This is a genomic window from Streptomyces sp. NPDC060002, from assembly GCF_042737245.1.
Lineage (GTDB): Bacteria > Actinomycetota > Actinomycetes > Streptomycetales > Streptomycetaceae > Streptomyces.
Genome location: NZ_JBHWUW010000011.1, coordinates 101,438 through 119,324 on the forward strand (window position 1 = coordinate 101,438; position 17,887 = coordinate 119,324).

The 17,887-nt window shown below is 71.7% G+C and carries 14 protein-coding genes and 1 pseudogene; 4 read left to right on the forward strand and 11 right to left on the reverse strand.

What is annotated here, in order from left to right; genetic code table 11:
* The first annotated feature begins 69 nt into the window (after positions 1–69).
* Genes ACFWBD_RS13355 through atzF form a run of 4 tightly spaced genes read left to right on the forward strand, consistent with a single transcriptional unit; the run spans position 70 to position 6,738 of the window.
* Positions 70–897 carry an urea amidolyase associated protein UAAP1 gene (locus ACFWBD_RS13355; RefSeq protein ID WP_385666434.1) on the forward strand — a complete coding sequence of 276 codons (828 nt, stop codon included), beginning with the start codon at positions 70–72 and terminating at the stop codon, positions 895–897.
* Positions 894–1,535: an urea amidolyase associated protein UAAP2 gene (locus ACFWBD_RS13360; protein ID WP_385666436.1), complete on the forward strand. Its 642-nt coding sequence runs from the start codon at positions 894–896 to the stop codon at positions 1,533–1,535. Before ACFWBD_RS13355 ends, ACFWBD_RS13360 begins: the two co-directional genes overlap by 4 nt.
* Positions 1,532–5,044, forward strand: coding sequence for a 5-oxoprolinase/urea amidolyase family protein (locus ACFWBD_RS13365; protein ID WP_385666437.1), 3,513 nt, complete (start codon positions 1,532–1,534; stop codon positions 5,042–5,044). Before ACFWBD_RS13360 ends, ACFWBD_RS13365 begins: the two co-directional genes overlap by 4 nt.
* A gap of 38 nt (positions 5,045–5,082) precedes the next feature.
* Positions 5,083–6,738, forward strand: coding sequence for an allophanate hydrolase (atzF, locus tag ACFWBD_RS13370; protein WP_385666439.1), 1,656 nt, complete (start codon positions 5,083–5,085; stop codon positions 6,736–6,738).
* Between the two features lie 98 nt (positions 6,739–6,836).
* On the opposite strand, the gene ACFWBD_RS13375 is transcribed toward atzF, so the two are convergent.
* From ACFWBD_RS13375 to pafA, 11 genes and pseudogenes are all read right to left on the reverse strand, one after another.
* Complete coding sequence (locus ACFWBD_RS13375; RefSeq protein WP_385666441.1) at positions 6,837–9,695, reverse strand: DEAD/DEAH box helicase; 2,859 nt, start codon at positions 9,693–9,695, stop codon at positions 6,837–6,839.
* 63 nt (positions 9,696–9,758) lie between these two features.
* Positions 9,759–10,646, reverse strand: a pseudogene (locus ACFWBD_RS13380) (diacylglycerol kinase family protein).
* Between the two features lie 31 nt (positions 10,647–10,677).
* Positions 10,678–11,637: a twin-arginine translocase subunit TatC gene (tatC, locus tag ACFWBD_RS13385; protein ID WP_385666443.1), complete on the reverse strand. Its 960-nt coding sequence runs from the start codon at positions 11,635–11,637 to the stop codon at positions 10,678–10,680.
* 47 nt (positions 11,638–11,684) lie between these two features.
* The gene (gene tatA / locus ACFWBD_RS13390; protein ID WP_351762481.1) at positions 11,685–11,972 is read right to left on the reverse strand and encodes a Sec-independent protein translocase subunit TatA; all 288 of its coding nucleotides are present in this window, start codon (positions 11,970–11,972) and stop codon (positions 11,685–11,687) included.
* 283 nt (positions 11,973–12,255) lie between these two features.
* Positions 12,256–12,450 carry a hypothetical protein gene (locus tag ACFWBD_RS13395; RefSeq protein ID WP_385666445.1) on the reverse strand — a complete coding sequence of 65 codons (195 nt, stop codon included), beginning with the start codon at positions 12,448–12,450 and terminating at the stop codon, positions 12,256–12,258.
* A 19-nt stretch (positions 12,451–12,469) separates the two neighbouring features.
* Positions 12,470–12,760 (reverse strand): hypothetical protein, encoded by a 291-nt coding sequence (locus tag ACFWBD_RS13400; protein ID WP_385666447.1) that lies wholly within the window; start codon positions 12,758–12,760, stop codon positions 12,470–12,472.
* Positions 12,757–13,836: a helix-turn-helix transcriptional regulator gene (locus ACFWBD_RS13405; RefSeq protein WP_385666449.1), complete on the reverse strand. Its 1,080-nt coding sequence runs from the start codon at positions 13,834–13,836 to the stop codon at positions 12,757–12,759. Before ACFWBD_RS13405 ends, ACFWBD_RS13400 begins: the two co-directional genes overlap by 4 nt.
* A gap of 18 nt (positions 13,837–13,854) precedes the next feature.
* Positions 13,855–14,826 (reverse strand): helix-turn-helix transcriptional regulator, encoded by a 972-nt coding sequence (locus tag ACFWBD_RS13410; protein ID WP_385666451.1) that lies wholly within the window; start codon positions 14,824–14,826, stop codon positions 13,855–13,857.
* Positions 14,827–14,956: 130 nt separating this feature from the next.
* A complete protein-coding gene (locus ACFWBD_RS13415; RefSeq protein ID WP_351762493.1) occupies positions 14,957–15,328 on the reverse strand; it encodes an FKBP-type peptidyl-prolyl cis-trans isomerase in 372 nt (123 codons plus the stop codon).
* A gap of 62 nt (positions 15,329–15,390) precedes the next feature.
* The gene (locus tag ACFWBD_RS13420; protein ID WP_385666453.1) at positions 15,391–16,386 is read right to left on the reverse strand and encodes an FKBP-type peptidyl-prolyl cis-trans isomerase; all 996 of its coding nucleotides are present in this window, start codon (positions 16,384–16,386) and stop codon (positions 15,391–15,393) included.
* Between the two features lie 135 nt (positions 16,387–16,521).
* Complete coding sequence (pafA, locus tag ACFWBD_RS13425) at positions 16,522–17,883, reverse strand: Pup--protein ligase (RefSeq protein ID WP_351762497.1); 1,362 nt, start codon at positions 17,881–17,883, stop codon at positions 16,522–16,524.
* Positions 17,884–17,887 lie beyond the last annotated feature (4 nt).

Genomic DNA, 17,887 nt, shown 5'->3' on the forward strand with positions numbered 1-17,887 from the left:
CCGGACCTAATTTCTGTCGGGCGACAGAAATACCGGGACAGCGACGCAACCGAGCTGCGGAGGTCCGCGATGGCGGCGACAGCGACCACATACGGAGCACGCGCCCACGCCCGGGCGCAGGAGGGCGCCCATGCCGAGGCCATGCCCGTCGTCCCGGCCCGGGACTGGCAGGAACCGCCCTGCGAGGCGGGCCACCTGGTGTGGGCCGAGACGGTCGCGGGCGGCAACTACACCCACCGGGTCCTCGCGCGCGGCACCGAGCTGCGCCTGACCGACCTGCACGGCGACGCCTGCGCCCATCTGCTGCTGCACGCGGAGGGCCGCCCCTGGGAGCGGCTGAACGTCGCCGACACGGTCAAGGTCCAGTGGAACGCCTACCTCGGCGAGGGCGTGCTGCTCCTGTCCGACCAGGGCCGCGTCCTCGCCTCGGTCGTCGCCGACACCGCCGGCCGGCACGACGCCCTGTGCGGCACCTCCACCCTCGTACGCAACACCGAGCGCTACGGCGACGGCACCCCGCAGTCCGCCTCCCCGGCCGGCCGGGAGCTGTTCAAGCTGGCCGCCGCGAAGAACGGTCTGGAGCCGCGCGATCTGCCGCCCTCGCTCTCCTTCTTCCAGGGGGTGGAGGTCGGAGGCGACGGCACCCTCGACTTCACCGGCTCGGCCGGCCCGGGCGGCAGCGTCACCCTGCGCGCCGAACAGGACGTGACGGTCCTGATCGCCAACGTGCCGCACCCGGCCGACCCCCGGCCGGGGTACGTCAGCACCCCACTGGAGGTCCTCGCCTGGCGGGCGGCGGCCACCCGGCCGGGCGACCCGCTGTGGGAAGCCACGCCCGAGGGCCGCCGCGCCTTCCTCAACACCGCCGAATTCCTGACCGCGAGGGGGCTCGCATGAGCACGAAGACAGTGGTGGCGGCCCGCGCCTCCTGGTCCGCCGTCCTCCGCGAGGGCGAGACGCTGACCATCACCGACCTGCACGGCAACCAGGCCGTCGACTTCCTCGTGTACGACGCCCACGACACGTCCGTGCGCTACAGCGCGCCCGACACGATCCACGCCCAGGGCGGCATCTTCCTCACCACGGGCAGTGTGCTGATGTCCAGCGAGCACACTGCGCTGATGACGGTGACGGCCGACGGCGTGGGCCGCCACGACACCGTCGGCGGCGCCTGCTCCAAGGAGTCCAACACCCTGCGCTACGGCCACCACACCTACGCGCAGCACGCGTGTGTGGACAACTTCCTCGCCGAGGGCGCCCGGCACGGCCTGGGCAAGCGGGACCTGGTCTCCAACATCAACTGGTACATGAACGTGCCCGTCGAGAAGGACGGCACCCTCGGCATCGTCGACGGACTCTCCGCGCCGGGCCTCTCGCTCACGCTCCGCGCCGAACGGGACGTCCTCGTGCTGGTCTCGAACTGCCCCCAGATCAACAACCCCTGCAACGGCTTCGAGCCGACGGCGGTGGAGATGACGATCACCGGACCCGGCCGGCACGCCGAGCGCGACGAACGGGACGGGGACGCGGCATGACCTTCGACAAACTGCTGGTCGCCAACCGCGGCGAGATAGCCGTCCGTGTCATCCGCACGGCCCGCGCCCTGGGCCTGCGCACGGTCGCGGTGTACTCCGACCCGGACCGCTCCACCCCTCACGTCCGGCTCGCCGACGAGGCCGTACGGCTCGGCCCTGCCCCCGCGAAGGAGTCGTACCTCGACGCCGACCTGGTCCTGGGCGCGGCCAAGGACACCGGCGCGGGCGCCATCCACCCGGGCTACGGCTTCCTCTCCGAGGACGCTGCCTTCGCGCGCCGCTGCGCCGACGCGGGGATCGTCTTCGTCGGTCCGACGCCCGAGCAGCTGGAGCTGTTCGGCGCCAAGCACACCGCGCGGGCGGCGGCGGAGGCGGCGGGGGTGCCGCTGGCCCCCGGCACCGGACTCCTGGCGGACCTGCCCGAGGCGCTGGAGCAGGCCCGGCTCATCGGCTACCCGGTCATGCTCAAGGCGACCGGCGGTGGCGGCGGGATCGGCATGTCGGCCTGCCGCTCGGCCGACGAGCTGGCCGACGCCTGGGAGCGCGTCCAGCGCGTCGCCGCCGCCTCCTTCTCCTCCGCCGGAGTCTTCCTGGAACGGCTCGTGGAGCACGCCCGCCATGTCGAGGTGCAGGTCTTCGGCGACGGCGCGGGCGAGGTCGTCGTCCTCGGCGACCGGGACTGCTCCCTCCAGCGCCGCAACCAGAAGGTCGTGGAGGAGGCCCCGGCTCCCGGCCTGCCCTCTCGCATACGAGAGCAACTCGCCACGAGCGCTCATGACTTGTGCGCCTCGGTCGGCTACCGCTCCGCCGGCACCGTCGAGTTCGTCTACGACGCGGCCCGCGAGGAGGCCTGCTTCCTGGAGGTCAACACCCGCCTCCAGGTGGAGCATCCGGTCACCGAGGAGATCTACGGCGTCGACCTGGTCGCCTGGATGCTGCGCCTGGCACGCGGCGAGCGGGACGTCGTACGCGACCCGGGGCCGCCCCGCGGCCACGCCGTGGAGGCACGCCTCTACGCGGAGGATCCCCGCCGCGACCACCGGCCCGGCGCCGGCCTGCTGACACGGGTCGAGTTCCCGGCCGGGGTGCGCGTCGACGGCTGGGTGGAGACGGGCACCGAGGTGACGACGTCGTACGACCCGCTGCTCGCGAAGGTGATCGCGTACGGCTCGGACCGGGAGCACGCGCTGCGACGCCTGGACGAGGCGCTGGCCCGAACCCGCGTCGACGGCGTCGAGACGAACCTCGGGCTGGTCCGGGCGGCGCTGGCGGACTCCCGGTTCATGACGGCGGCCCACTCCACGGCGACCCTCGCCACCGTCACCGACCCGACCCCCCGCGTCGAGGTCGTCTCCGGCGGCACGCTCACCACCGTGCAGGACTGGCCCGGCCGCACCGGCCACTGGCAGGTCGGCGTCCCGCCGTCCGGCCCGATGGACGACCGCTCGTTCCGCCTCGGCAACCTGGCTCTCGGCAACCTGGAGGGCGCCCCGGGTCTGGAGTGCACCCTTCAGGGTCCGGCCCTGCGCTTCACCCACGCCACCACGGTGTGTGTGACGGGCGCGCCGGCCCCGGTCACCTTGGACGGCGCGGCGGTGGCGCGGTGGGAGCCGGTGACCGTGCCGGCCGGGGCCCTGCTGGAGATCGGCGCGCCCGGCGAGCACGGCCTGCGGACCTACGTCCTGTTCGCGGGCGGCCTGGACGTCCCCGCGTTCCTGGGCAGCGCGAGCACGTTCACGCTGGGCCGGTTCGGCGGCCACGGCGGGCGGGCGCTGCGGACGGGCGACGTCCTGCACGGCGGGACGGTCGTCGAGGGCACCGCCGTGCCCGTCCCGGACCGCCCGGAGTTCACCCCGGTCTGGCACCTCGGCGCGGTCGAAGGCCCGCACGCGGCACCGGAGTTCTTCACCGAGGACGACATCCGCGAGTTCTACGCCGCCGACTGGAAGGTCCACTTCAACTCGGCCCGCACCGGTGTGCGCCTGGTCGGGCCCAAGCCGCGCTGGGCACGCGGCGACGGCGGCGAGGCGGGTCTGCACCCGTCCAACATCCACGACACCCCCTATTCCGTCGGCGCCGTCGACTACACCGGCGACATGCCGGTGCTGCTCGGCCCGGACGGCCCCTCCCTCGGCGGGTTCGTGTGCCCGGCGACGGTCATCGGCTCCGAGCGCTGGAAGCTGGGCCAGCTGCGCCCGGGCGACACGGTCCGCTTCGCGCCGGTGCACGTGGACGGCGCGCCGCGCCCCGAGATCGTCGACGGGGGCGTGCTGGCCCGGGACGGCGACGTGACCTACCGGCGCAGCGGCGACGACAACCTGCTGGTCGAGTTCGGACCGCTCCAGCTGGACCTGGCGCTGCGCATGCGGGTCCACGCGCTGATGGAGGCGGTGGCCGCGGCGGACCTGGCCGGCGTCACCGATCTCACCCCGGGCATCCGCTCCCTCCAGATCCGGACGGATCCCGAGCGCCTCCCCCAGTGCGAACTCCTCGCCGTGGTCAGGGAGATGACGGCCGCCCTGCCGCCCTCGGACGAGCTGGTCGTCCCCTCCCGCACCGTGCACCTCCCGCTGTCCTGGGACGACCCCGCGACCCGCGAGGCCATCGCCCGCTACATGGCGGGCGTCCGCGACGACGCCCCCTGGTGCCCGTGGAACATCGAGTTCATCCGCCGGGTCAACGGCCTGGACACGGTGGCGGACGTCTACGACACGGTGTTCGCCGCGGAGTACCTGGTCCTGGGCCTGGGAGACGTCTACCTCGGCGCCCCGGTCGCCACCCCTCTCGACCCGCGCCACCGTCTGGTGACGACGAAGTACAACCCCGCGCGCACCTGGACGGCCGAGAACTCGGTGGGCATCGGCGGGGCGTACCTCTGCGTCTACGGCATGGAGGGACCCGGCGGCTACCAGTTCGTGGGCCGGACGACTCAGGTGTGGTCGCCCTGGCAGCAGCGGGGCGCGTTCGAGCCGGGCTCTCCCTGGCTGCTGCGCTTCTTCGACCGGATCCGCTGGTATCCGGTCGACGCGGACGAACTCCTCGAACTCCGGGCCGACATCACCTCGGGTCGCTTCGTGCCGCGCATCGAGGAAGGCGCCTTCTCGCTCGCCGAGTACCAGAGCTTCCTCACCGAACACGCCGACCCCATAGCGGAGTTCAGGTCCCGTCAGCAGACCGCGTTCGCGGCTGAGCGGGACGCCTGGGAGACGGCGGGCGAGTTCGCGCGGGCGGCGGCCGCCGAGGCGCCGGCCCCTCCCCCGGCCGAGGTGGCGGTACCGCCGGGCGGCCGCCTGGTCGAGGCCGAGTTCGCCGCCTCCGTCTGGCAGTTGAACGTGTCGCCGGGCGACGAGGTGACGAGGGGGCAGCCGCTGCTCGCCCTGGAGGCGATGAAGATGGAGTCCAGGGTGCACGCGCCGGTCGACGGCGTGGTGGCGCAGGTCCTGGCCCGACCCGGCGACCAGGTCGAGGCGGGGACGGCGCTGCTCGTCCTGGCCCCGGCCGCAAGCTGACCGAGCCGACCCGACCAGAGTCCTTGCAAGGAGCCCCCATGTCCACGACCGTCTCCCGCGTCCGCGCCGCGTACGCCCGCATCGAGGCCACGGACCGCGCGGAGATCTGGATCGATCTCCGGCCGCCGGCGGACGTCGAGTCCGAGGCCCGCACGCTCGACGAACGGCTGGCGCGGGGCGAGCGCCTCCCCCTCGCCGGCCGGCTGCTCGCCGTCAAGGGAAACATCGACGTGGCCGGACTGCCCACCACCGCGGGCTGCCCGGCGTACGCCTACCGGCCCGCCGCCGACGCCCCGGCCGTCGCCCGCCTCCGTGCGGCCGGCGCGCTGGTGCTGGGCACCACGAACCTGGACCAGTTCGCGACCGGTCTGGTGGGCACCCGCTCCCCGCACGGCGCGGTGCGGGGCGCCGTCGACCCGTCGCGGGTGAGCGGCGGCTCCAGTTCCGGTTCGGCCGTCGCGGTGGCCCTCGGCATCGTCGACCTCGCCCTGGGCACGGACACGGCGGGTTCGGGGCGGGTCCCGGCCGCCTTCAACGGCATCGTCGGCCTCAAGCCCACCCGCGGCCTGGTCCCCACCCAGGGCGTGGTCCCGGCCTGCGCCTCGATCGACTGTGTGACGGTGTTCGCCCGCACGCTCCCCGAGGCGGAGCGGGCCCTGGCCCACATGGCGTCGCCGGCCGGACGAACGCTGCCCGCACTCCCCGCCCGCGGTCCCGGCCCCTGGCGGATCGCGGTCCCGCCCCTCGACCAGCTGGGCGAACTGGATCCGGGCTGGGCGGCCGCGTACGAGGCGGCGGTACGGCGGCTCGAGGCGGCCGGGGCCGAGATCCGCGGTATCGACCTCAGCCCGTTCACCGAGGCCGCCGCGATGCTCTACGAGGGCGCGTTCGTCGCCGAGCGCTACACCGCCGTGGGCGCTTTCGTCGACAAGTTGACCGCGGAGGGCGGCGAGGGTCTGGACCCGACGGTCGCCGGCGTCATCACCCGGGCCCGGGACATCCCGGCCCACCGGCTCTACACGGACACCGAACGCCTGACGGTCCTTCGCACCCGCGCCCTGGCCGAACTCGCCGACTCGGACGCCCTGCTGCTGCCCACCGCCCCCGGCCACCCCACCCTCGCCGAGGTCGCCGCCGACCCCCTGGGCGCCAACGCCCGCCTGGGCCGCTTCACCAACTCCACCAACCTCTTCGACCTGGCGGCCGCGGCCGTCCCGGCCGGCGAGGTGAACGGCCTGCCCTTCGGTGTGATGCTGGTCGGCCCGGCCTTCACGGACGACCGACTGGCCCGGATCGCCGACCTGCTGCGGCCCGAGGCGTACGTGGCGGTGGTGGGCGCCCATCTGACCGGCCAGCCCCTCAACCTCCAACTCCTGTCCCTGGGAGCGGTGCTGGACCGCACGACCACGACGGCCCCGGTCTACCGCCTGCACGCCCTGCGCACGGCCCCGCCCAAACCGGGTCTCGTGCGTGTGGGCGAGGGCGGCGCCGCGATCGAGGTGGAGATCTGGCGCCTCCCGGCGGAGGGTCTCGGCCGACTGCTCGCCGCGCTCCCCCGCCCGATGGCCCTCGGCAGCGTGCAACTATCCGACGGCACCGAAGTACCCGGCTTCCTGTGCGAACCGTCCGCGCTCACCGACGCGGAGGACATCACGGCGTACGGGGGCTGGCGCTCATATCTCGACAAACACTGAGGTGGGGCCACTTCAGGGGCGCGGGGCTGCGTCGGTATGCGGCTCCGCCGCGCGGGCGCGAGCAACCACACACAGCCCGCGCCCGCCGCCGATCAAGATCACCCCACGGACGAGTAGGCCACGACCCCCCGGAGCAGCTCGTCGACCGCCTTGCGGGCGTTCTTCGCCACCGTCGAGCCCTCGCTGGAGACGGGAGCCGCCGCCGCGATCTGCCCCAGCACGTCGATGACCTGCTTGCACCAGCGCACGAAGTCACCGGCGGGCATCTCCGCCTCCCGCAGCACCTCGTCGAGGCCCTTCCCGGAGGCCCACATATAGGCCGACCAGGCGAAACCGAGATCGGGCTCGCGCTGCCCCACGCCCTCGGTCTGGCTGATCCGGAAGTCCTCCTCCAGGGCGTCCAGCCGGCCCCAGATGCGCACCATCTCGCCTAGCGCGGCCTTCGCCTTGCCCGAGGGCAGCTTCGGCGCCATGGCGTCGTCCCCGGCCCGCGACTCGTAGACCAACGCCGAGACGCAGGCCGCCAGTTCGGCGGGGGCCAGCCCCTCCCACACACCCGCGCGCAGGCATTCGCTCGCGAGCAGGTCGAGCTCGCCGTAGAGCCGGGCCAGCCGCTTGCCGTGCTCGGTGACCTCGTTGCCCCGCAGATAGTCGAGCTCGGTCAGCAGCGCCACGATCCGGTCGAAGGTACGGGCGATCGTGTTGGTGCGCCCCTCGATACGACGCTCCAGCTGCGAGGTGTCCCGCACCAGCCGGTGGTAGCGCTCGGCCCAGCGGGCGTGGTCCTCACGGTCGGAGCAGCCGTGGCAGGGGTGCGCGCGGATCGCGGTGCGCAGCCGGGCGATCTCACGGTCGTCGGCGGCCTGCGCGCGCTGTTTGCGGGCCCGCTCCGGCGGGATGTGCCCGGCCTTGGTGCGCAGCGCGGAGGCGAGATCGCGGCGGGACTGCGGCGAACGCGGGTTGAACGACTTCGGGATCCGCATCCGGTCCAGCGCCTCCACCGGCACCGGGAAGTCCATCGAGGCCAGCCGCTTGACCTGCCGCTCGGAGGTGAGGACCAGCGGGCGCGGCCCGTCCTGGTGGTCGAAGCCGCGGTGTCCGTTGACCCGGCCGGCGGGCAGCCCCGGGTCGAGCACCAGCGCCAGCCCGGCGTACTTTCCGGTGGGCACGTGGATGACGTCCCCCGGCTTGAGCTTCTCCAGCGCCACGGCGGCCTCGGTGCGCCGCTGGTTCGCGCCCTGCTTGGCCAGTTCGGTCTCGCGGTCCTTGAGGTCGCGGCGCAGCAGCGCGTACTCCTCGAAGTCGCCGAGGTGGCAGGTCATGGAGGCCTTGTAGCCCTCGAGCCCCTCCTCGTTGCGCTGCACCTGGCGGGAGATCCCGACCACCGACCGGTCCGCCTGGAACTGCGCGAACGAGGTCTCCAGCAGCTCTCGCGAGCGGTGCCGCCCGAACTGCTCGACGAGGTTGACCGCCATGTTGTACGACGGCTTGAAGCTGGAGCGCAGCGGGTACGTGCGGGTGCCCGCGAGCCCGGCGAGGTGCTCGGGGCTCATCGCGCGCTGCCACAGCACGACGGCGTGCCCCTCGACGTCGATGCCCCGTCGGCCCGCGCGGCCGGTGAGCTGTGTGTACTCGCCGGGTGTGATGTCGGCGTGCTGCTCGCCGTTCCACTTGACGAGCTTCTCCAGCACCACCGAGCGGGCGGGCATGTTGATGCCGAGGGCGAGCGTCTCGGTCGCGAAGACGGCCTTGACCAGGCCGCGCACGAACAGCTCCTCGACGACCTCCTTGAAGGTCGGCAGCATGCCCGCGTGGTGGGCGGCGATGCCTCGCTCCAGGCCCTCCAGCCACTCGTAGTAGCCGAGGACGTGCAGGTCCTCGTGGGGGATGGCGGCGGTCCGCTCCTCGACCAGGGCGCGGACCACGGCGCGCGCCTCCTCGTCGTTCAGCCGCAGCCCGGCGTGCAGGCACTGCTGGACGGCGGCCTCGCAGGCGGCGCGGCTGAAGATGAACGTGATGGCGGGCAGCAGCCCCGCCGCGTCGAGCCGCTCGATGACCTCGGGTCGCCCCGGCGTCCACACGCGCGAGCGCTGCCTGCGCTCCCGCTCACGGTCTGCCTCGCGCATGTTGCGGCCACGCCTGCGGTCCTGGTACGAGGGCCGGCTCGCCTCCGTGCGGGCCAGCCGCGTGAGGTCGGGGTTGACGGCTCTGCGCTGGCCCTCGCCCTCCTCGAACAGGTCGTACATCCGCCGCCCGGCGAGCACGTGCTGGAACAACGGCACGGGCCGGTGCTCGGAGACGATCACCTCGGTGTCGCCGCGCACGGTGTCCAGCCAGTCGCCGAACTCCTCGGCGTTGGAGACGGTCGCCGACAGCGAGACCAGGGTGACCGACTCGGGGAGGTGGATGATCACCTCCTCCCACACGGCGCCCCGGAAGCGGTCGGAGAGGTAGTGCACCTCGTCCATCACCACGTACCCGAGGCCGAGGAGGGTCTGCGAGCCGGCGTACAGCATGTTCCGCAGCACCTCGGTGGTCATCACGACCACCGGGGCGTCGGAGTTGACGCTGTTGTCGCCGGTGAGCAGGCCCACCTTGTCGCTGCCGTAGCGTCGGCACAGGTCGGAGTACTTCTGGTTCGACAGCGCCTTGATGGGCGTCGTGTAGAAGCACTTCTTGCCCTGCTGGAGGGCGAGATGGACGGCGAACTCGCCCACGATCGTCTTGCCCGAGCCGGTGGGGGCGGCCACCAGGACGCCCTTGCCCGCTTCGAGCGCCTGGCAGGACTCGATCTGGAAGGGGTCGAGACCGAAGTCGTACATCTCGCGGAAGGACGCGAGCGCGGTGGCCTGCTCGACGGCGCGCTTACGTGCTGCCGCGTACCGCTCGGCCGGTGAGAGATCCTCTGTCATCGTGCTTTCGAGCGTACCGGGCCGCACTGACAACAGGACGATCATTATCCGGATCCGGTCTTGCCAAACCTTGGTACGCCCAGCTCACGGGCGCACGGGCAGCCCGTTTCAGGGGCCGATGACCCGCACCGCGCCCGGCACGCACCGCGCGGTCAGCGGCAGCGCCCCGAGCCGCTCCCCGTCCGCGTATCCCGAGACGCCCGCGGCGGCGATCTCGGCCTTCGCCGCCCGGTGCACGGTGACCTCGGGATGGTCGGTCTGCGTCCCGCGGTACACCTCCGGGAACACCCGCAGCGGTGTCGTCCGGCTGCGGTCCCCGACGACCGTGACGTCGAACTGTCCGTCGGCGAGGTCGGCGCCGGGGCAGAGTCGCATGCCGCCCCCGCAGGAGGAACCGTTGCCGACGGCGACGAGGGTGGCCTCGACCTCCCGGACGGCTCCGTCGTCGAGCGTGATCCGGTACGGGAACGGGCAGAACGCGGCCGGTTCGGCCGGCATCGCGAGGTCGTACCTGGCACGTCCGGTGGGCCATCGCATGCGGTTGCCCCGGTCGTTGACGCGGGAGTCGAAGCCGGAGGCGAGGACGGGGCCGAACCAGCGGTCGCCCACGAGGCCGAGGTCGATGTCGCGGATCCGGGCGCCCTTGGGGGCGTCGGCGACCAGCCGGGCCGCGGCGGCCGGATCGCGGACGGGCAGACCGAGGGGCGGCGCGGGCGAAGTCGTTGCCGGTGCCGGCGGCGACCAGGCCGAGCGGGGTGCGGGTGCCGGCGACGGCCTGGAGCGCGAGGTGGGCCAGACCGTCACCGCCGACGGCGATCAGGGCGCCGGTGCCGACGGCGACGGCGCCGCGCGCGCGGGCGTCCTCGGCGTTCGCGCCGAGGACCGTGTGCACCGTGTAGCGGCCGCCCGCAACGCGGAAGCGGCCGGCGGCGCTGAGTGAGCGCCCCGGCCGCGGCCCGCCGCGGGGTTGACGAAGAGGATGATCTCGCTGGTCACGGGGATGACCTCAAGATCTCTTCGACGCCTCTCAGGTCACGTCGTCATAACCGTTGACGCGGTCCGTGCTCGTCTGTTCCGGCAGCGCGCGGCTCGCGGTCACCGACTCGACCTCGCCGATGGCCTCGGGGCTGAGGTCCAGCTCGGAGGCCTCGTCGTCGGCGGGGCCCAGCGCGTCGCGGCGGCGCCTGCGCCGGTCGTTCAGCAGCGAGAAGGCTGTCGCTGCGAAGTACAGGATCCAGATCGGTCCGGCGAGCGCCAGCATCGAGATGGGGTCGGTGCTGGGCGTGGCGACGGCGGCGAACACCGTGATGCCGATGATCATGGCTCGCCACCAGCCGAGCATGCGCCGGCCGGTGACCATGCCGGTGAGATTGAGGAAGACCAGCAGCAGCGGGAGCTCGAAGGAGAGGCCGAAGACGACGACCATGCGCGTGACCAGCTGGAGCAGGTCGTCCAGCGGCAGCAGGTTGCTGACGCCGCCCGGGGTGAAGTCGATCAGCACCTTCGCGGTGGTCGGCAGCACCCGGTAGGCGAAGTAGCCGCCGCCCATGAACAGCGGGGCGCCCATGCCGACGAACGCGTACGCGTACTTGCGCTCGTGATTGTGCAGACCGGGGGCGATGAAGGCCCACAGCTGGTAGAGCCAGACCGGCGAGGCGAAGACGACCCCGGCCATCAGGGAGACCTGGAGGGCCAGCGTGAAGGGCGCGAGCAGACCGTTGATCGTGATGCTCGCGCACTTGTTCGTGGAGTCGCCGGACTTGAGCTGGCCCGCGATCTCCTCGAAGGTCTTCCCGCAGCCGACCGAGTCGAGGATCGGCTTGGTGAGGAAGTTGATGATGTCGTTGTAGAAGAAGGCGGCCACGACCGTCACGAGGACGATGGCCAGCATCGCCTTCGCGAGCCGGTTGCGGAGCTCACGAAGATGATCCGCGAGGGGCATCCGCCCCTCGGGGTCCTTCTCCTGTTTGCGGGCAGGCTTCAGCAACCCACGTTCCCATCTCGTGCGGCGGGCCGGAGGTCACCGGCCCTGCGTCAGCGCTTGGTCGTGTCCGTCGGCTCGGTGACCGGACGGGAGCTGGTCACGTCGCCGGGGGAAGCCTGGATGGTGCGCTGAGCCGGGGGCTGCTCGTCGTTGTTGGGCGGGCCGGCCGGGGTGGCCGTGCTGCCGCCCTCTTCCTTCATCGCCTTCGCCTCGCTCTTGAGGATGCGAGCGGACTTGCCGAGCGAGCGCGCCATGTCGGGAAGCTTCTTGGCGCCGAACAGCAGGATGACGACGACGAGGATGAGAATGATCTCGGGGGCGCCGAGCCTTCCGAACATAAGTCTTTACCTTCTCACCGAGGCTGCGGGGGCGGGTTGCCGTCCGACCGGTCGGACACCTGTCCGAGCGATCGTGTTGACAGCGATCGTAACGCTCAGGGGTAAACGTGAGGCAATCCCCGTGCGTACTCCCGGTCCGCGGTCCGGGCCTCGTTCTCCGAACCGCGACCAGCAGCGTACCTGCCCTCCCTGCCGGGGCGGGAGGGCGAAGTGGCCCAAAACGCGTTCGCCGCAGGACTCACAGGACGCCCACAGCACTACCCGAGAGTCGCCACAGCGGCCGTCACAGGGTGTCCACAGCACGGGCCGCGCTCGCGGCGGCCCGTTCCAGATCCTGGGCCGCCCGGTCGATCCGGCGCGCGGACTCCGCGACCTGCCGTCCCAGACGCCGGGCCTCCGAGAAAACCCGTACGGCGAACACCGCGAGGACGGTGAGACCTGCGAAACCCACGGCAACCGCGAACATCGGCCAGAACATGGGCCGAGCCTAGACCGTCCTACGGGGTCTGCAGCCGCAGGGTCCTGACCCCGCCGCCGGTGAGCAGTTCGACGATCCGCTCACCGGCCGGCTTGCGCACGGCGGCACCGCAGTCGGGGCAGGTGAAGGAGTAGAAGGTGGTCCGGCTCGACGCGCCGATCGCCAGCCGCAGGGCACTCGCGGCCAGCTCGAAGGCGCCCCGGCAGTCCGGGCACCCGGCCCGGAAGCGCACCGGCCCCGCGTTCCGCATACCGCCGAACGCGGAGGCCACCGAGATGGCCCGCACACCGGACGCCGTCGACTCGCTCAAAGCCCCTGCTCCCGCCCGTCGAACTGACTTTCGCCCCGCGGTCCCGGCTGCTCGCCGGGCACCGCGTGCGGCCCGTCGGCCGCGCCCCGCGCCTCGATCCCGTCGTACGCCGCCAGCGCCTCACGGGCGGCCCGGCGGGCACTGTCGGCGAGCTCCGGCGGCGAGACGATCCGGCCGTCGCGGCCGAGTCGCAGCGCCAGCCGCCTGAGCGAGGCGGGTTCGGGCGTGCGCAGGGTAATACGCAGTCCGCCGTCGGGAAGCTCATCTGCGCTGTCGTGCGGGTAGTACTCGGCGACCCAGCGGCCGCCCGGGCCGACCTCGACGACGACCTCCGGATCCTCGGCGGCCGGCTGTACGAGCCCCTCCGACAGGTCCCGGAGCTCGATCTCGGGCGGTGCGGACGGCTCGTCGAGGATCTTGATCTCGGCGACCCGGTCCAGCCGGAAGGTGCGGCGCGCCTCCGAGCGCCGGCACCAGGCCTCCACGTACGTGTGCCCGACGCTGACCAGCCGGATGGGGTCGATCTCGCGCTCGGTGACCTGGTCGCGAGCGGGCGAGTAGTAACGGATCCACAGCCGGCGCCGCTCGGAGATCGCCCGGTCGACGTCCGCGAAGACCCCGCCCTCCGACTCGAACGTCACCGACAGCCGCGCGCTCGCGCCCGCCGCCTCGCCGGCGGAGGCCTCCACCTTGGCCGTCGCCCGCAGCAGCGCCTGCCGGTCGCCCTCCCGCAGTCCGGGCAGTGTGGACACCGCGCGGGCCGCCACCAGCAGCGCGGTCGCCTCGTCGGCGGCCAGCCGCAGCGGCTCGGCGGCCTCCGCGCCGAGCGCGGCCGGGTTGTGCCACCAGATGCGCTCGCCGTCGGTGTCGATGTCGAGGAGATCGCCGCCGCGGAAGCTGGTGCCGCACATGGGCAGCACGTCGAGGTCCGAGACCAGCTCGTCCTCGGTGATCCCGAACGCGCGCGCCACGTCCTCGATCCGCGCGCCGGGGCGCTCCCTGAGATATGTCACCAGGGAGAGCATCCGCCGCGTCTGGTCGATGGCGTTCGTCGGCCTGACCGGTTTGCCTGCCACTGTGTTGCTCGCTCCCCCTCAGCCCTTCGCCACGGCCCGTAGCCGGTCCACGACGTCCGCGCGCAGCTCGGCGGGATCGAGGACCACCACGTCCGGCCCGAACTCCACCAGCCACGCGTCCAGCCCGTGCCCGTACGGAATCTCCAACTCGTCCCAGCCGTCCCCGAGTTCCCGCACCGCGGTGGCCTTCGCCCGCAAGGGGTACCCGGCGTCCGTCCGCAGCCGGATCAGCGCGCTGCGGTCGGCGTTCTCCCCCGCCCAGCTCGCGACCGTCTCACGGACGGTGACGACGTCGGGGACCGGCGCGGTGAAGCTCGCGCCGCGCGAGCGCACCCTGCCGGTGATCCGCGACAGCCGGAAGACGCGCTCGGCGCCCCGGTCGCGGTCGAAGCCGGCCAGGTACCAGTGGCCGCGCCAGCACTCCAGCGCCCATGGCTCGACGTGCCGGGGCTCCGGGTGCGCGGCGGTGGCCTTGCGGTAGTCGAACATGACGGGCCGGCGGTCGCGGCAGGCCAGCATCAGCGGCTCGAACGCGGCCTCGTGGACGGGAATCCGCGGTTCCAGGGCGCCATGCGGCTCGTACGGGTCGACGTCCTCGGGGAGCCCGGCCGCGCGCAGCTTCTGGAGGGCGCCGCTCGCGGCACCCGCCAGCCGGGCCTGCTGCCACACCTTGGCGGCCAGGCCCAGCGCCGCGGCCTCCTCGGCGTCGAGGGTGATGGGCGGCAGACGGTTGCTGTCGCGGCGGGCGAGGTAGCCGATCTCGCCGTCCAGGCTCTCCACCGTCTCGATGACCAGGCCGAGCTCGCGAAGATCGTCCTTGTCCCGCTCGAACATCCGGTTGAAGGAGTCGTCCGCCGCGCCGTTGCCCGACCGGAAGGTCTCGACATACGCCTCGATGGAGTCGCGCAGCTCGCGCTTGCTGAGCGGGCGGCGCGTCCCGAGCAGACACAGCGCCAGGTTCATCAGCCGCTCGGCCTTGGCAATGGCCATCGACGCCCTTCGCCTCCCCTATGGTGCTTACGATCGACGACCGTACCGCCCCGCGGCGCCCGGACAAAAGCCGAGGGTCCATGCCCGGGCGGGCATGGACCCCAGGTGATCAACACTGGTCGTGCGACGGTCAGACCCCGAGCAGGTCCACGACGAAGATCAGCGTCTCGCCGGGCTTGATCGCCGGGGTGGGGCTCTGGTCGCCGTAGGCGAGGTGGGCCGGGATGGTCAGCTGGCGACGGCCGCCGACCTTCATGCCCTGCACGCCCTGGTCCCAGCCCTTGATGACCCGTCCGCCGCCGAGCGGGAAGCGGAACGGCGTCCCGCGGTTCCAGCTGGCGTCGAACTCCTCACCGGTGCTGAAGGCGACACCGACGTAGTGGACGCTGACGTTGTGGCCGGCCTGGGCGACCTCGCCGTCGCCCTCCCAGATGTCCTTGATCTCGAGGTCCGCCGGGGGCGCGCCTTCGGGGAAGTCGATCTCGGGCTTGTCAATGCTCACGTCACTGGCTCCTGCATGTCTCACGGAAAGGCAACACGGACAGTCTTACACCTTCGCCGGCCTCACCCCTTGGCGATGATGTCCACCGAGAAGACCATCGTGGAGTCCTTCTCGATACCGCTGCCGCTCGGCGGGCTGTCGCCGTAACCCAGCGACGGCGGGACGACGATGACGACCCGGCTGCCCACCTTCTTGCCGGTCAGCCCCTGCGCCCAGCCCTTCACCACCTGCTGGAGCGAGAACGAGGTCAGCGAACTGCGGCTGTACGAGGAGTCGAACTCCTTGCCCGTGTCCCAGACGACGCCCTTGTACTGCACCAGCACGGTGTCGTCCGCCGCGAGCTTGGGGCCGTCCCCCTCGATCACGTAGTTCGACACCAGCTTGGTCGGCGGGTCCGACTTGGGGACCTCGATCGAGGGTGCCTTGCCGTCGGTGTTCGTCCCCACCTTCGGCACGGCGGCGTCGTCCTGCGGCACGTCCTTGCCCTTGGCCGAACTCTTCGCGTTGAACGTGTCCTGGATGTCGAAGACGAACACCAGCGTGTCGGTGCCCTTGATACCCGTGTCCGCGTCGCCGTCCTTGCCGAAGGCCCAGGTCGGCGGCACCGAGAAGAGCACCCGGCTGCCGGTCTTCTTGCCCGTCAGCGCATAGCGCCAGCCGTCGATGGTGCCGCCCTGCGCGAGCTGGGTGAACAGCGGCTTCTTGGTGTCGTAGGTGTTGAGGAGGACCTTCGCGGTGTCCCAGATCTGGCCGAGACAGTTGGCCTGGATGTAGTCGTTCTCCGCGACGATCTTGCCGCTGCCCGCGATCACCGTCTTCACCGCCAGCTGGTCCGAGGGCTCACCGGTGCCCTTGGCGACCGTCGGCTTCTCATCGAACTTCACCCCCGCCGTGATGGCCGGCAGCGGGCCGTCGACGATCTTCGGTGGAGGCGTGGCTCCGGCGGAGGACGACGCGCTGTCGCTCGCCTTGCTCGAGTCGGACTTGTCGTCGCCGCACGCGGCGAGAGTGACCAGTCCAGCGGGTACGGCGGCAAGGATGAGTGAGCGTCGGCGCACGATGAAGCCTCGTAATCGGTCGATCTTCTGATGGCGTGCGCGCTACCTTAGCGACGTTTGTCGACGTGCGAAGGGCGCCGTACGGGAACGTACGGCGCCCGTGTCGCGTTCCGCAGCGCCTGCGGAACACGTCACTCACATTCCGGCGATCAGCTTCTCCACCCGGTCGTCCACCGACCGGAACGGGTCCTTGCACAACACGGTGCGCTGTGCCTGGTCGTTGAGCTTCAGGTGCACCCAGTCCACCGTGAAGTCCCGGCGCTGCTCCTGCGCACGGCGGATGAAGTCGCCGCGCAATCGTGCCCTGGTGGTCTGCGGCGGCACCGACTTGCCCTCGAAGATCTTCAAGTCGTTGCAGATCCGCGCCGCTTGGCCCCTTCGCTCCAACAGGTAGTACAGACCACGACGACGGTGAATGTCGTGATAAGCGAGGTCTATCTGCGCCACCCGCGGATGCGACATGGTCATGTTGTGCTTGGCCCGGTACCGCTCGATGAGTTTGTACTTCATCACCCAGTCGATCTCGGTGCCGATCCGGTCGAGGTCCTCCGCCTCGATCGCGTCCAGCGTGCGGCCCCACAGCTCCAGGACCTGGTCCACGGTGCCGGTGCGCACACCCCGGCGCTCGACGAAGTCCACGGCCTTCTCGTAGTACTCCCGCTGCACCTCCAGCGCGGAGGCCTCCCGGCCGCTGGCCAGCCGCACCTTGCGCCGGCCCGTGATGTCGTGACTGACCTCACGGATCGCCCGGATCGGGTTCTCCAGCGTCAGATCCCGCATGACGGTGCCCGCCTCGATCATGCGCAGCACCAGGTCGGTCGCGCCGACCTTGAGCAGCATGGTCGTCTCGGACATGTTGGAGTCGCCGACGATGACATGCAGCCGGCGGTATCGCTCGGCGTCCGCGTGCGGCTCGTCGCGCGTGTTGATGATGGGCCGCGAGCGGGTCGTCGCGGAGGAGACGCCCTCCCAGATGTGCTCGGCCCGCTGACTGACGCAGTAGACCGCCCCACGGGGCGTCTGGAGCACCTTGCCCGCGCCGCACAGCAGCTGGCGGGTCACCAGGAACGGGATCAGGATGTCCGCGAGCCGGGAGAACTCCCCGTGCCGGGCCACCAGGTAGTTCTCGTGACAACCATAAGAGTTGCCCGCCGAGTCCGTGTTGTTCTTGAAGAGGTAGACGTCGCCCGCGATTCCTTCCTCGTGCAGGCGTCGTTCCGCGTCCACCAGGAGTCCTTCGAGAATGCGCTCGCCGGCCTTGTCGTGGGTGACCAACTCGGTCACGTTGTCACATTCCGGTGTCGCGTATTCCGGATGCGATCCCACGTCGAGATAGAGGCGGGCGCCGTTTCGCAGAAAGACATTGCTGCTTCGGCCCCATGACACGACACGGCGGAAGAGGTACCGCGCCACCTCGTCGGGAGACAGCCGGCGCTGTCCCCTGAACGTACATGTGACGCCGTACTCGTTCTCCAGCCCGAAAATGCGGCGGTCCATGAGT